This window comes from Petrotoga mexicana DSM 14811, assembly GCF_002895565.1.
Lineage (GTDB): Bacteria > Thermotogota > Thermotogae > Petrotogales > Petrotogaceae > Petrotoga > Petrotoga mexicana.
The window spans coordinates 1-13,836 of the sequence record NZ_AZRN01000036.1 but is presented as its reverse complement, the minus strand read 5'-3'; the positions used below and the strand labels follow the sequence as shown (position 1 = coordinate 13,836).

Sequence of the window (13,836 nt, the reverse complement as noted above, 5' to 3'; positions counted from 1 at the left end):
CTAATTTTCAAAATGCATGTTTTAGTGTTTTTAAAGACATTATAAAAACTTTTTTGGAGGTCAAAAAAATATGATAAGTCAATACATAATCTCAGTTCTAGCCGGTTGGGGCGCTGGAGCTGTTACAGGAATAATTGGAGCAAGTGCTGCAGCGGTAATTGTACCTGTTTTAATAACTTTTTTAGATATTCCAACTTTTGAAGCTATAGGAATAAGTTTAGCGACGGATGTGGTGGCATCGTTGGTAGCAGCAAATACTTATAGAAGAAACGGTAATATTGATTTAAAATCTGGATTACAGATGGCAATAAGTGCAATTGTGGGGGCTATAATTGGAACTTGGATTTCTTCATATGTTCCTTCAGCCGGATTAGGAGGATTTACTGGAGTTGCAATCTTATTAATCGGTATAAATTTCATAAGGAAGCCTTTACATCAAAGAATACAAACTATTCAAGAAAAACATAAAAATGATCCAAATATAAATAATGTCAAAAGAATTACTAGCTCAATACTTTGGGGTTTGTTAATCGGATTTATAGCTGGTTTTGTCGGTGCAGGCGGCGGAGTGATGATACTTCTTATACTTACCCTGGTTTTAAGATATAAAATTCACGTTGCAGTAGGAACTTCTGTTCTGATAATGGCTTTTACAGCATTATCTGGTGCTGTTTCTCATGCGTTGTATGCCCCAATCCCTTGGGATTTGTTAGCTTTCGCGGTTGTAGGTGGTGCTGTAGGTTCAAAAATGGCTGCAACATTCGCTAATAACGTTTCGGAAGAAAAACTTAGCAAAATTGCTGGAGTAGCATTTATCCTTTTAGGGGCAATGACAATTACAGACGGTATAATATCTTAATTGATGATAATTTTATTTTTTCCTTGCCCTTTTGCCATGTATAGATTTTGGTCGGCAATTTTGAAAAGTAAATCTATTTCATGGCTGTTACCATACGCTACTCCCGCAGAAAAAGTGACATTCATCTCTTGTTTTAGTTTACGGTTTATTCTTTTCAAAATAGAATAAACCTCTTCTTTTTTAACCCCTTCTAAAATTATTACGAACTCATCGCCACCATATCTGAATATACTATCTTTTTTTCTCAAATTATCAACACATAGTTGCGCAAATTTTTTTAAGAGTGTGTCTCCTTCTTCGTGACCGTAGGAATCGTTTACCTCTTTGAAGTCGTCTAAATCCACCATTACTAAGGCTATTTTCTGATTTTTTAAATATTTTATAGAAGAAATGTAATTTTCGTAACTTCTTCTGTTTCCAATATTGGTTAGCGGATCAATCTGAGCATCTTTTTTTAAGATACTTTGATAAATTTTATTTTGCCACATCATCCAACTTTCTTTAGCATAATAATCTAAAATTTCCAGTTGATCATCTGTAATTGGTTTCCCGTTATATCTATTATCGCAAAGATAAAAAGCAAGTCTTCCATTGTCTATTTCTATTGGTGAAATAGCTATTTCTCCCCTTAAATCAAGTAAATTTACTATCTTTTCCTCCAATCGACTTACAGGTAATTTAATAGTACTATGCGATTCAATTGCGTATTTAAAAAGATCATTATCTATTAACAATTCTTTTTTAATAGTAATACCTTTTATCCTTTTTTCTAAATTTGAAAAATAACTCATTCCAACTTCATACTGAGACAAATATAATTCTATATTTCTCTCAAGTGTCTCAAACTTTTCATAAGTTTTGTCAGCTTCTCTATCACTTTCAGGTCCAATAACTCTATGGACCTTGAAATCACCACTATCTTCAACAAATAAGATAGCCCTATTAAAACCTCCTGCAAAGCCGCCTGTTATCGCTGTCATAGTTATATATAACATTTCATCTATAGACGTTTCAGGTTTATAACTTTTTTCCAATATGATTTTGGAAGCCCTGAAGACATTGGCTATTTTTGAGGAATTGAGTAGGATATCTGTAAGCATTGATCCTACTAATGTGGAAGAATTTTTAATTATCTCATATACTACTATGCTTTCCTCTTTTTGAAATGTTTCGTAATTAATTTCAACTACGATCTCCATTTGAAATCTTTTTAGTTCTACTTTTTGTTCTTCTATGCAATTAGTCTCTTCTATGTTTTTTATCGTGAAGATTGAGAATGAATTACATATCTTTATGAATTTATACAAATTATCTGGTACTTTGAATGGATCAAAATGAATTTTAATCATAACTTCAAAATCAAAAAGAACTTCTTTTGTGAAGTTTTCAAGTAAAAGCGTAATACCTGGATTTACATAAGCAGACTTGATTTTTGGTTGATACTTTTCTGGCAATTTTACATTCATTTTATTTACATCTCCGTAATCTGAACCCACATTTTCATAATTATTTCTAATATTTCATCGGGTGTAATCAACTCACCGCTAGTTTTCGTTAAAGATTCCACATGTTTGTTCAATTTATTCAATCGTGACATCTCTTTAACGTACTGGCCTGTATTCATCTCTGGAACGATTATACTTTGAGCATTTTTAAATATTAATTTAAGTCTTGAGGTAGGCATGGGCCAAATAGTGATAGGCTTAAAGAACCCTACAGGAATTTTATCTGATCTCGCTTGTTTAACCGCCTTCAAGGCACTCCTAGCAACGCTCCCATATGCAACTACTACTATATCGGCATCTTGTAGCATATATTCGTTATAAATAGAAATTTCCTCGGCAGATAATCTAATTTTTGAATCCAAATGTTCTATCACTTTTGATATGGTGTTTGGATCTCTTATGGGAAAGCCACTTTCATCATGAACTAGGCCAGAAACATGAAATCTTGTTTTCCCCATTTCAACCAATGGATTTACCGCAAATTGTTCCTCTAAATCAAAAGGTAAAAATAATTCTTCTTCTCCTAGATCAATTTCCTTTAATCTTTCGACAATCTGTGGATTCTCTTTCTCGTAATCGAAATACACGTTTTCTCTCATATGTGCTAAAGTTTCATCTAACACCAAAATAACCGGTGTTCTGTATTTTTCTGCATAATTGAACGCTGTGACAGTATATGTATAAACTTCTTCCACTGTAGAAGGATATATCGCAATAATTTGGTGATCTCCATGAGTTCCCCACCGTATCTGCATTATATCTCCTTGAGAAGGCTTGGTAGGAAGTCCTGTGCTTGGACCACCTCTCATAACATCAACAAACACACAGGGCACTTCTGTCATAATGGCGTATCTTAAAGCCTCTTGCATAAGTGAAAATCCGGGACCACTAGTAGCAGTCATGGATTTTACACCTGCAAGGGAAGCACCTATTATAGCAGCTGCACTTCCGAGCTCGTCCTCCATCTGTATAAAAGTTCCTCCAACTTTTGGCAATTCTCTAGACATGTATTCGGCTATTTCGGTTGATGGTGTAATCGGATAACCTGCAAAAAAACGACATCCTGCTTTTATAGCAGCCATTCCAACCGCTTCGTTTCCTTGTAAAAAGAGCATTTTCCCCATTAATTTCACCTCTTCTAAAAAGAGCATTCATTTTTATTGATCTATTTGTTTAATACTTATCGCAAAATCCGGGCACATTCGTTCACATTGCAAACATCCAGTACATTTTTCTGAATCTGGAACAACTGGCTTACCAAACTCTTGTTCTATTATAGCATCTACTGGGCAAATCCAAGAACAGATACCACATTTTTTACAATAGTTATAATTTATTATCACTTTAAAATGTTTTTTAGTAGTTTGCATTTGATTATGCCTCCTCTAAATTAAAGTATACTTAAAAATAAACCTGCAGCTATAGCTGAACCTATTACCCCTGAAACGTTTGGTCCCATTGCATGCATTAAAATGAAGTTACCCGGATCGGTCTCTTGAGCAATATGTTGGGCTACACGAGCTGAATCAGGAACCGCTGAAACACCTGCAGCACCGATTAATGGATTAATTTTATCTTTAACGAACAAATTCATTAATTTTGCGAATCCTATTCCACTTGTTATTGCAACTATAAACGCAACTGCTCCTAACAATATGATTTTTAAGGTTACCAATGACAAAAATATATCAGCCGTCGCCGACACCCCTACCGATAACATTAAAAGTATTGTTACAGTGTCTAAAATATATCGAGAGGCTGCTTCGGCCAATCTACCCGTTACCCCGGATTCTTTCAACAAGTTTCCCAACATAAGCATTCCTACTAAAGGTAGAGATTGGGGAACCATTAAAGAAACTACAACAGTTGTTATTATAGGAAAAATGATTCTTTCTCTTTTAGAAACTTCCCTTAACCTTCTCATTCTTATTTTTCTTTCCCTCTTAGAGGTAAATAACTTTGAAACAAAGGGCTGTAGTACTGGAATAAGTGAAATATAAGAATAGGCTGCAACAGCTATGACAGGCAATATATCAGGAGAAAATTTGGAAGCTATGTATATAGAAGTTGGACCATCGGCACCTCCAATAATACCTATTGCCGCCGCAGAATGAAGATCAAATCCCAAAAAACTTGCCAGTAAAAAACTAATAAATATCCCTACTTGTGCTGCTCCACCGAGAAGTATCAATTTTGGGTTTGCAATCAAATAAGAAAAATCAGTTAGTGCTCCAATACCCAAAAAAATCAATGGCGGATAGATCCCCGTATCCAGTCCCAATTTTATATACCACAACAATCCGCCCGGTTGACCATTCTGAGGAGGCATAAGAATACCTGTTAATTCCGGGGGAATGTTAGCTATAACCATACCAAAACCCAATGGAATTAAAAGTAGTGGTTCTGCATGTTTAGATATAGCAAAATAGATAATAATCAATCCAAGAAGTATCATAAAAACTTGAGGCCAAGAAAGATTTATAAATCCAGTACTTGAAAAAAAGTTGAGTATGCCTTCCGATAGCATTTAAAAACCTCCTCGGAGATAAGTATGAAATTTTTTTCAATTACTTCTACTGTATTTTATTATAACATAAAAAAATTTACTGTTTCTACTTTGTGTAAAAGAATTTTTTTAATTTTTTTGGTATAATTAAAGTAGAATAAGTTTATTTATCAAACTAATCTCAAAGTCAATTAATCATAATAATATACTGGGGGTGCTCTTTTGAAATATAGAAAATTTGGTAAGTACGATGTAGAACTTTCAGCGTTGGGTTTTGGATGTATGAGACTGCCTGTTTTGAATGAAGACCCTTCTAAAATTGATGAAGAAAAGGCAACAAGAATGCTTAGATATGCTATTGATAATGGTCTAAATTATGTTGATACCGCGTATCCTTACCACCAAGGAAATAGTGAATACTTTGTAGGTAGAGCTTTAAAAGATGGCTACAGGGAAAAGGTTTACTTAGCCACCAAAAATCCTGTTTGGTTGGCAAATAAGTATGAAGATTTTGAAAAATATTTAGATGAACAGCTAAAAAAACTTGATACAGAATATATAGATATGTATCTCTTACACTCTTTGGATAAAGAAAGATGGAGTAAAATTTACAATCTAGACGTTCTGAATTTTCTGGATGAAGCAAAAAGAAAAGGCAAAATAAAATTTGCCGGATTTTCTTTTCACGACGATTTCAAAACTTTTAAAAAAATCGTTGATTCTTATAACTGGGATTTTTGTCAAATACAATACAATTATCTTGATACACATTTTCAAGCAGGAATCGCAGGATTAAAGTATGCTAAAAGAAAGGGTTTGGCGGTAATAATAATGGAACCAATTAGAGGAGGCAAATTGGCTAATAAATTACCTCAAGAAGCTCTCGAAATCTTGAGTAATTTAGATAAAACCAAGTCACCAGCTTATTGGGCGTTAAAATGGGTGTGGAACCATCCTGAGGTAACTACCGTTCTGAGCGGAATGTCCACAATGGAACAAGTGATAGAAAATCTTAAAACTGCAGATGATTCAGATCAAAATTCCTTAAGTGAAAAAGAATTAAAGGCGATTGAACAAGTCAGAAATATTTACAAGAGTAAATCCAAGATAGATTGTACTGGATGTAATTATTGTGTACCTTGTAAAAACGGTATACCTATTCCTACAATTTTTAGTATATATAATGAAGGCTACATATTTGATAACTTACCAGAGGCAAAAGAAAGATATCAAACTTTGATCAAACAAGGCATAGATGCCTCTATTTGTGAGGAATGTGGTGATTGCGAAGCAGAATGTCCACAGCATATACCTATAAGATTGTTTTTAAAGCAAGTCAAAAATGAATTAGCTTGATCCAAAATTATAGAGGTGATCTTTATGAATAAAAAAGTACTTGGTAAAACTGGGTTTGAGGTTTCTCTTTTAGGTTTGGGTGGGTTTCATATGTTGGAAATCTCACAGGATGTTGTTTCAAAATTAATGGATATTTATCTAATGTCGGGTGGTAATTACGTTGAGACTGCGGCTGAATACGGAGATGGCGAATCTGAAAAGAAAATTTCATACGCTTTGAAAGGTAGAAGAGATCAAGTAATTCTTGCTAGCAAATGCCATGCTCGAGATAAGAAAAATGCTCGACATTTTGTAGAAAGAACTTTAAAGAACCTAAACACCGATCATTTAGATATTTTGTTTCTCCACCATGTTACAACTGAAGAAGATGTCGACGCCTTATTGAAAAAAGATTCAGCCTTAGATTATCTGTTTCAAGCTAAAAAAGATGGGATTATAAGAGCATTGGGTGTATCTTTTCACGGCTTGGGGAATTATGCACTTAAACTGATAAAAACAGTAGACTTAGATGTTCTAATGACAGGTTTTAACTACTTGGATATATTTAATTTCCCGAGTACCTATCAAGAAGTCATTCCTTTTGCAAGATCAAAAAACATGGGAATTGTTGGCATGAAAGCTTTTGCAGATGGTTATCTTTATAGGTCTACCTACGATGCATTAAACTATGCTTTGACTCAGGATTTAGATGTAATGGTTGTAGGAGCAAACTCCGAAGACATGTTAAGAAAAGACATTCAGATAGCTGAAAATTTTAAACCTTTACCTAAAAAATCTGTAGAAAATCTGTATTATCGAGCTCCCGAACTTGGAAATTATGTATGTAGACAATGTGGTAAATGTTTGCCTTGCCCAGAAAATATAGAAATTATGAAAGTGTTTGAGTACGAGGGATGGTACGACAGACAAATGAGGGATTATCAACCTCACGAGGCCCCAGATTATGCGCTGAGAGAAAGATTGGCATTCTGGTTTGGAAACCAAAACGAAGCTAAAACCGCTTATTCTAAACTTAATAAGACCTTCAAAGATTGTACAAAATGCAGTATATGTGAAGAAAGATGTCCTTACGATATACCCATAATAAGAAAATTAAAATTAGTAGACTACAAGCTTGGAGAAGGAGAAATATTTTAAAATATTACATATTACTATAGTGATCGATACTTTACGCATTTAGGATTTTGAGAGGCTCAAAATAATACCCGTTTGGTGGCTCACCAAACGGGTATTATTCTTGATATTAGTTGTTAATGACTTCTTTCATACTTTTACCTTTCTTAAATATTAGATCCTTATACCAATTTTTATAATCGTTTAAGATCTTATCTTCTGAGATTTCATATATTTCATTTAGATCAGTAGTCATATCTATTTCTTCAAAAATTTCCGAAATTAAATCTTTTTTATCAGTAATTTGCTCAATTCCATAAGCGTTTACCATATCTAATAAAAGTTCTCTTTCAAACTCTTTCTTTTCTTTTAAATCTTGGAATATTAAGGAAACTTCGTTGATCATTCTCTTTATTTTTTCTAAATAGTACTCTTTATCCTGCTTTTTCAAATTTTCATCAAAAATTATATGATCCATAAAATCCATAAACTCTTCTTCCATTTCTATAAACAAATCGTACGATTCATTATAGTAATAAGAGTTTCCTAAAAACTGATCCCTGTTTTGCAAATCTGTAATATCTTTTAGCTCATCTTCTATATCTTCCATATTCTTTATAGTAAAATCAATATCGACATCGTCTATATCTTCATCGAAATAATAATCTTCTTCTTCTTCATTTTTTCCATTAAACAAATAATTTGTAAACCTTTCTAATTCTTGCCGAGGTTCAGAATTTTTCAGAAATTCTTTTGGATTGAGATTATACAATGTAAAAAAATCATCCGTAATATTGTAAACATTTTCGTAATTAACGATCGCTATTTTCTCGATTATTTTTTCATAAAATGGAGAGATCTTCTGAGCAATATTTGGAAGTATCGCTACCCGAAAATTATTTGTTTCGTTCAACAGATTTTTATAAAAACTTTCTATACTCTTGCGATCACTTTCTATATACATATCAAAATGATCTCCATAGTCGTTAGTGAAAATTAAGTGATGTTCGATTAAGCCTTTACCTATTTTTCTTAAAAACAAAAATGATAAATTATTACTTTCATTCAAAGAATAAATAAATGACTCCTCTGCAATTATCTCCGAAGTTTGGTTTTCATGATCAGAAGCAAGCACGGAAATCATACTCTTCTTTTTCGATTTAAAAAAAGCATTAATCCTTAAGATTGTCAATATCAACGGGATATATTCTATATCAAAGGTAAGTTTATCTAATTTCCCATTACCCCTTCCCTCCAAATTGAACTCGTTATTAAACCATTTGTAATTTCCGAACCTTCCTTCCACTTCATAAATATATTTTTCGTAAATATCAGGATCTTTGTTGTTTCTCAACATCGACTCGTCTAGGAAAATCTTTTTAACTGATACAGGCCGAAGTTTCATATAATCACCATAATTGCCTTTTAAAATTATCATCACAACACCTCTTTTACATAAAACTTTTGGAAATTTTTTTGGTATAATTGATTCTTCAATCACTCATATTTGTACAACTTAAAATGATAACCTAGAAATATAAATAACATCAATACAATTATAACACCTATTAATTGAAAATCCCAAGTAATTAAGCCGATTATACCAAAAACAACAGAAATAATATATGTAACTAATGCCACAAACAATGGTTTTATTTTATATTTTTTTCGAATTTTATCATAAATATGCTCCTTGTCCCCTAAAAAAGGAGATTTTTTACTAAGTAAACGTCTTATCACAGCATAAGCCAAATCCGTGAAATAAAACCCAGTGATAATTAATGAGATGAAGTAACCTCCTCTACCAGATCTCCCGGATAGAAAAGAAAAGGAATAAAACAAAATAAAACCCAAAAGATAAGAACCCGCATCGCCAAGAAAAATTTTAGCTGGTGGTAAATTGTATAATAGAAATCCAAAAATAGCAAAAGCAAAGATTAACAGTTCGTAATTTTTGGATATCAACGAAAAGAATAACAGACTTACTATTGCCGTTCCAGCACAAACTCCATCCATTCCATCAACCATATTCACTCCGTTAACTAGAGCAATTCCTGTTAATACCAAAATAAAAAACTGAAAAGGTTGTATAATTCCTCCAACAAAATATATTGCCATTGAAACTACAACAAACTCTGCAAATAATCTAACATAAGGAGAAACGCTCTTAATATCATCGTAAAGCCCAATAAAAGTTAAAATACTGGCAGGAATTATAAAACCAATATCATTGTAATAAAAGGGTAAGATTGAAAGAAAAATAGCAACACCACCCAAATAAGGAATGGGAGCCTTATGAACTTTCAACTTATTGTCAGGCCTATCAACAATATTGTATTTTTTTGCAACTCTTATCATAATGGGAACTAAAATAATTGATAAGACAAAAGAGCTTATACATTTTATGACTAACAAATTGCATTCACCCACAATTTTTCAAAATTTATGTTTTCCCGATCTTTGTAAAACGGATTGATTTTATTATACTCCAAAATGTTCCTAAACCATATGAAATATGCAAAAGTAAAAACATAAAAAAACTACAAAATAACAATAAAATATTTTTCTCTTTTATAGCATATTTTAATGAAAATAATGTGTCTAATAACAAATATATGAAAAAAGGAATCGCTAAAATAATATTAAAAGCAGTATTTTTTGATAGAACCAAAAATAAGAATAAGCAAAAAAGATACACTACGAAAATAAGAGGAATGAAATGTCTAAGGGAAATCCCATAAGGAGATATTTTTAGAGTTATGTAATTCCAAAAACCGTTTGAAAAATTCTTTTTCATAAAATCCAACAATCCATTTGGAACATAATATTTATTTGTAATTGGCAATAAAAAGATTTTTAAACCCTTTTTTCTCATTCTATAATTAAATTCAATATCTTGATTTCTTAAAAGTTTATCATTAAAATATCCAACCTTATCAAAAACTTCTCTTCTATAACATGCATATGCAACGGTATCAACTTCTCGTGGCTCTTTCACTTGATATCTATGCCTGGATGCTGTACCAAAGGGGGAAGAAAACGAGAAAGCCATCGATTTTTGTAAACAACTTTTAGCATTAACGGGGGTCGCCAAAGACACTCCTCCAACTGCGCCCGCTTCTGGGTGTTTCATCAAAAACTTCACACAAGATTCCAAATATTTTTTATCAAATTCCGTATGGGAACCAGCTATAAAAACAAAATCCCCCTTACTATTTTTGATCCCTAAATTTAAACCGTAAGGGGTATATTTTTTTTTATTCGTAATGATTTTTATATTATTACTCTTTTCAGCGAGTTTCTCTATTATACTAACGGTATTATCCGTCGACTGACCATCAACGACAATTATCTCATCCGGCTTTCTTGTCTGATTGATTAAAGAATTTAACACATTTTCGATCGTTTTTTCTTCATTTCTACAAACTAATATTACTGAGACTAAAGGTAAAGAAATTTGGTATCACTCCTTGTTTGCGTACTGTGCAAACTATGTTTTTTGCTGGTTTATGCAAAATAGTTTTTTTAAAATAAATTTTGATTTTGGGGTTTTTAAGGGGCAAAGCCCCTTAATGCACATTAATATCTATGATACCTTCTCTGTGTTACCAACAAAGTAACGCCATTTTCCTCTAAAATCTTTATATACTTTTCGTATCCCGGTAAGGTTGGAGGAACAATTACCTTTTCAACCTGCCAATTTAATATTGCATCAGTAATTTTCTCAGAATTAATAGGAGAATCAAATATAATTGTTCCTTCCTTCAGAAGTACTTCAAATCTTTCCAAAGTATTTTCAAGGGCATTTAATGCGATTTCTCTGTTCAAACAAGACTGATTACCACAACAAATGAGATTATTTTTTACATACACAGAGGTATCAGATTTATGAATCTTAGCGATCTCGAAGCCCAATTGTTCTGAAGGAGATAAATTCAAAGCAATCTCTTGAAAATTTTGCTTTACGACCAAATCACCATCCACGATATATTCTTCTTCTTGTTCCAAAACTTTTTTATTAACCTTAAAAACCATCGGTTTAAAGGAAATTATTTCTTCTCTTTGTTCAAGATTATAAGAAGTCATTACTCCGTCATGTTTTGAATCTTTCAACTCAGTAATTATATTTGGATCGTCACTATAAACAACCCCGCCTTTTAGTTCTTTAATAATTCTAACAAATTGTTTTTTTTCTTCTTCAGTGGGAGAAGAATATCCAAATACGAAAATTCCTTTCTTTGCAAAACCCAAAAACTCATTGTTTGTAAAACTCGCCAAATGAAAAAGTAATTTTATGTCTTTTAATATCCTCAATGTAGGCTTTTTATGAAAAGTTAAATTTTCTAGATAATCGATGAAAGTATCCTTTCCCAAAAATTTCATTAAAATCGCTTCTTGCATTGGATTAGAGCCATACCTTAAGTTTCCCAATATTTCAAAAAATTCATGGTCAAACTTCTCGGCTGCAAATAGTTCAGAAAAGATTTTATGAATGCTGGCATCGTACTTAGATGTAGAAAAGAAAACTTTCAATGCCAACTTTCTTCTTAATTGTAAAGGAACATCACCACAATCCTCTAAATTGTCAATAACTATTTGATAATCTTTTGGATCTACCAATGCCACAACATCTTTATAATTTTTTGCAGCCGCCCTAAGAAGAGAATAGCCTCCAATATCTATATTTTCTAAAAGTGTTTCCTCATTCTTTGTTTTTTTTGCAATTTCCTCAAAGGTAGGAAAATTACCCACAACCATATCAATTTTTTTAATATTATAATTAATCATATCTTCTTCATGCTGTTTATTGTTAGACTTGGCTAAAATACCTCCAGCTAATTTTGGATCTATACTTTTAACACGCCCACCTAGAATTTCAGGAAATCCAATATAATCAGCCATCTTTACAGTAGGAATTCCTTTTTCTTGAAGATATTTATTTGTCCCTTCTGTACATATAATTTCGACACCATTGCGAAATAAAAAACTAGCTAAATCCTCTAAATTAGTTTTGTCGTAAACTGAAATAATAGCCCTTTTTATATTCATTAGATACCTCCAGTAAAAAAAATTAATTTCCTTAAAAAGGAAAGCAGAGACGATCCTCGATGAACGTCTCTTGCTCTGCAATAATAAACATTTTAGACCTTTTTTGTTAATACAACTAAATGGTATACTTTCCAGGAGCTTTGGCGAACAACCTAGTTTTTTCAACATGATCCAAATCTAATATGTATTTAGTGAACCTTTCTATACCTATACCACAACCTGCAGAATGTTTTAATAACCCTTCTTTTGCTAATTTCAAATAATCTTCATAGCTTTCTAGACCATTACCCTTCAATTTGATTCTTTTAACTATTTGCTCATACTCATGCTCTCTTTCACCACCAGATATGCCTTCACCATGACCTTCAGGATATATTAGATCAAAATCTAACAAAACTTCTGGATTATCAATATCTTGTTTATCATAAAACTCTCTCTCTAAAAGTGGCATATCTATCAACCACACAGGTCCTTCAGCTCGCTCAGATAAAATTTTTTCATAATCATCACCGTAAAGTTCTTTTGCTTTTTTTACACTTATTTTTTGAAAAGGCTTAGTAGGAACTCTCAAATTTGGGTGATACTTTTCTATTATACCAGAATATTTCGTCAATATACCTTTTAATACATAAATTATTAAATCTTCCATCAAATCCATAATCTCTTCTCTTTTCATTTCTTTAGCCTCTATATCCAGTTGAACAAAATCAATCAAGTGTCTACCAGAAGAATATTTTTCCGCTGTTTCCAACCTTAAATTTGGTGAAAATGAAAATATTTTATCATGAACCAGAACGCTAACTTGCTTTTGCAAAATCATGGATTTAGTAACATAATATTTGTTACCATAATAATCTATTTGAGCATCAAAAACGTCGTGATTTAAAGGATCGGTGATTGTTGAAACGATCACCGGAAGAATTTCAACAAAACCCTTTTCTGAAAGAAATTCTCTCGATAATCTCAGTATTTCAGATTGAACCAAAAGTGCGTCACTGTAAGTCTCGTCTTCCAAATAAATTTTTACTAACTCAACAGAATCCACTTTTCTATCTTTTTTCTCTACTTCTGCCATAATTTTCCCTCCTGTAGTGTTTTTTAAAGACGTTATATCGTCTTTTAAAATAAAAATAAAAAAACCGACGCTGTTTTTTCTGCGTCGGCAATTTCCAAAACAACAATGCACAGCGTAATCACCGACGCTGTTTATTGTTATTATTATTTACTTTTTTAGAAACTGATAGCATTTTTGATATTTTCATAACCATTTTCTCCTAAATCAATTTTTCTTACTATCTTTATAAATTTTCAAATTTGATTAATTATACTATAAAAAAAAATATTTGTCAAATTAAAAAGGCTGTATAATAAAAATGGTTGATGAGATACTTGACAAAAGGGATAAAAAAAGATATCACTCCTCATAGAACAAAAAAATAAAAAGAGAG

The 13,836-nt window shown here is 32.1% G+C and carries 12 protein-coding genes; 3 read left to right on the top strand and 9 right to left on the bottom strand.

Annotated elements, in window-relative coordinates; genetic code table 11:
* The first annotated feature begins 70 nt into the window (after positions 1 to 70).
* Positions 71 to 859: a sulfite exporter TauE/SafE family protein gene (locus X927_RS09530; RefSeq protein WP_103065461.1), complete on the top strand. Its 789-nt coding sequence runs from the start codon at positions 71 to 73 to the stop codon at positions 857 to 859.
* On the opposite strand, the gene X927_RS09525 is transcribed toward X927_RS09530, so the two are convergent.
* Genes X927_RS09525 through X927_RS09510 form a run of 4 tightly spaced genes read right to left on the bottom strand, consistent with a single transcriptional unit; the run spans position 856 to position 4,891 of the window.
* Positions 856 to 2,325 (bottom strand): GGDEF domain-containing protein, encoded by a 1,470-nt coding sequence (locus X927_RS09525; protein ID WP_103077841.1) that lies wholly within the window; start codon positions 2,323 to 2,325, stop codon positions 856 to 858. The genes X927_RS09530 and X927_RS09525 overlap by 4 nt on opposite strands.
* 5 nt (positions 2,326 to 2,330) lie before the next feature.
* On the bottom strand, positions 2,331 to 3,488 hold the full coding sequence (locus X927_RS09520; RefSeq protein ID WP_103077840.1) for a 2-oxoacid:acceptor oxidoreductase subunit alpha: 1,158 nt from the start codon (positions 3,486 to 3,488) through the stop codon (positions 2,331 to 2,333).
* A gap of 33 nt (positions 3,489 to 3,521) precedes the next feature.
* Entirely contained in the window at positions 3,522 to 3,734 is a 213-nt protein-coding gene (locus X927_RS09515) for a 4Fe-4S dicluster domain-containing protein (protein WP_103077839.1), read from the bottom strand.
* Between the two features lie 20 nt (positions 3,735 to 3,754).
* Positions 3,755 to 4,891, bottom strand: a complete 1,137-nt coding sequence (locus X927_RS09510) for a sodium ion-translocating decarboxylase subunit beta (RefSeq protein WP_103077838.1) — start codon at positions 4,889 to 4,891, stop codon at positions 3,755 to 3,757.
* A 201-nt stretch (positions 4,892 to 5,092) separates the two neighbouring features.
* Between X927_RS09510 and X927_RS09505 the strand changes: the two genes are divergently transcribed.
* Positions 5,093 to 6,226 (top strand): aldo/keto reductase, encoded by a 1,134-nt coding sequence (locus X927_RS09505; RefSeq protein WP_103077837.1) that lies wholly within the window; start codon positions 5,093 to 5,095, stop codon positions 6,224 to 6,226.
* 24 nt (positions 6,227 to 6,250) lie between these two features.
* Positions 6,251 to 7,363, top strand: a complete 1,113-nt coding sequence (locus tag X927_RS09500) for an aldo/keto reductase (protein WP_103077836.1) — start codon at positions 6,251 to 6,253, stop codon at positions 7,361 to 7,363.
* A gap of 106 nt (positions 7,364 to 7,469) precedes the next feature.
* Here the strand turns inward: X927_RS09500 and X927_RS09495 are convergent, their stop codons facing one another.
* From X927_RS09495 to X927_RS09475, 5 genes are all read right to left on the bottom strand, one after another.
* Positions 7,470 to 8,777: a hypothetical protein gene (locus tag X927_RS09495; protein ID WP_103077835.1), complete on the bottom strand. Its 1,308-nt coding sequence runs from the start codon at positions 8,775 to 8,777 to the stop codon at positions 7,470 to 7,472.
* A 59-nt stretch (positions 8,778 to 8,836) separates the two neighbouring features.
* On the bottom strand, positions 8,837 to 9,754 hold the full coding sequence (locus X927_RS09490; protein ID WP_103077834.1) for a glycosyltransferase family 4 protein: 918 nt from the start codon (positions 9,752 to 9,754) through the stop codon (positions 8,837 to 8,839).
* Between the two features lie 28 nt (positions 9,755 to 9,782).
* Positions 9,783 to 10,772, bottom strand: a complete 990-nt coding sequence (locus X927_RS09485; RefSeq protein ID WP_281255706.1) for a glycosyltransferase family 2 protein — start codon at positions 10,770 to 10,772, stop codon at positions 9,783 to 9,785.
* Between the two features lie 146 nt (positions 10,773 to 10,918).
* A complete protein-coding gene (locus X927_RS09480) occupies positions 10,919 to 12,388 on the bottom strand; it encodes a hypothetical protein (RefSeq protein WP_103077832.1) in 1,470 nt (489 codons plus the stop codon).
* Between the two features lie 115 nt (positions 12,389 to 12,503).
* Positions 12,504 to 13,463: an asparagine synthetase A gene (locus X927_RS09475; RefSeq protein WP_103077831.1), complete on the bottom strand. Its 960-nt coding sequence runs from the start codon at positions 13,461 to 13,463 to the stop codon at positions 12,504 to 12,506.
* Between the last annotated feature and the right edge of the window lie 373 nt (positions 13,464 to 13,836).

Excerpts from the sequence above, each read along its gene's own strand:
- X927_RS09510 (WP_103077838.1), bottom strand. The coding sequence starts at position 4,891 with ATGCTATCGGAAGGCATACTCAACTTTTTTTCAAGTACTGGATTTATA.
- X927_RS09475 (WP_103077831.1), bottom strand. The coding sequence starts at position 13,463 with ATGGCAGAAGTAGAGAAAAAAGATAGAAAAGTGGATTCTGTTGAGTTA.
- X927_RS09515 (WP_103077839.1), bottom strand. The coding sequence starts at position 3,734 with ATGCAAACTACTAAAAAACATTTTAAAGTGATAATAAATTATAACTAT.
- X927_RS09495 (WP_103077835.1), bottom strand. The coding sequence starts at position 8,777 with ATGATAATTTTAAAAGGCAATTATGGTGATTATATGAAACTTCGGCCT.
- X927_RS09530 (WP_103065461.1), top strand. The coding sequence starts at position 71 with ATGATAAGTCAATACATAATCTCAGTTCTAGCCGGTTGGGGCGCTGGA.
- X927_RS09500 (WP_103077836.1), top strand. The coding sequence starts at position 6,251 with ATGAATAAAAAAGTACTTGGTAAAACTGGGTTTGAGGTTTCTCTTTTA.
- X927_RS09520 (WP_103077840.1), bottom strand. The coding sequence starts at position 3,488 with ATGGGGAAAATGCTCTTTTTACAAGGAAACGAAGCGGTTGGAATGGCT.
- X927_RS09480 (WP_103077832.1), bottom strand. The coding sequence starts at position 12,388 with ATGAATATAAAAAGGGCTATTATTTCAGTTTACGACAAAACTAATTTA.
- X927_RS09525 (WP_103077841.1), bottom strand. The coding sequence starts at position 2,325 with ATGAATGTAAAATTGCCAGAAAAGTATCAACCAAAAATCAAGTCTGCT.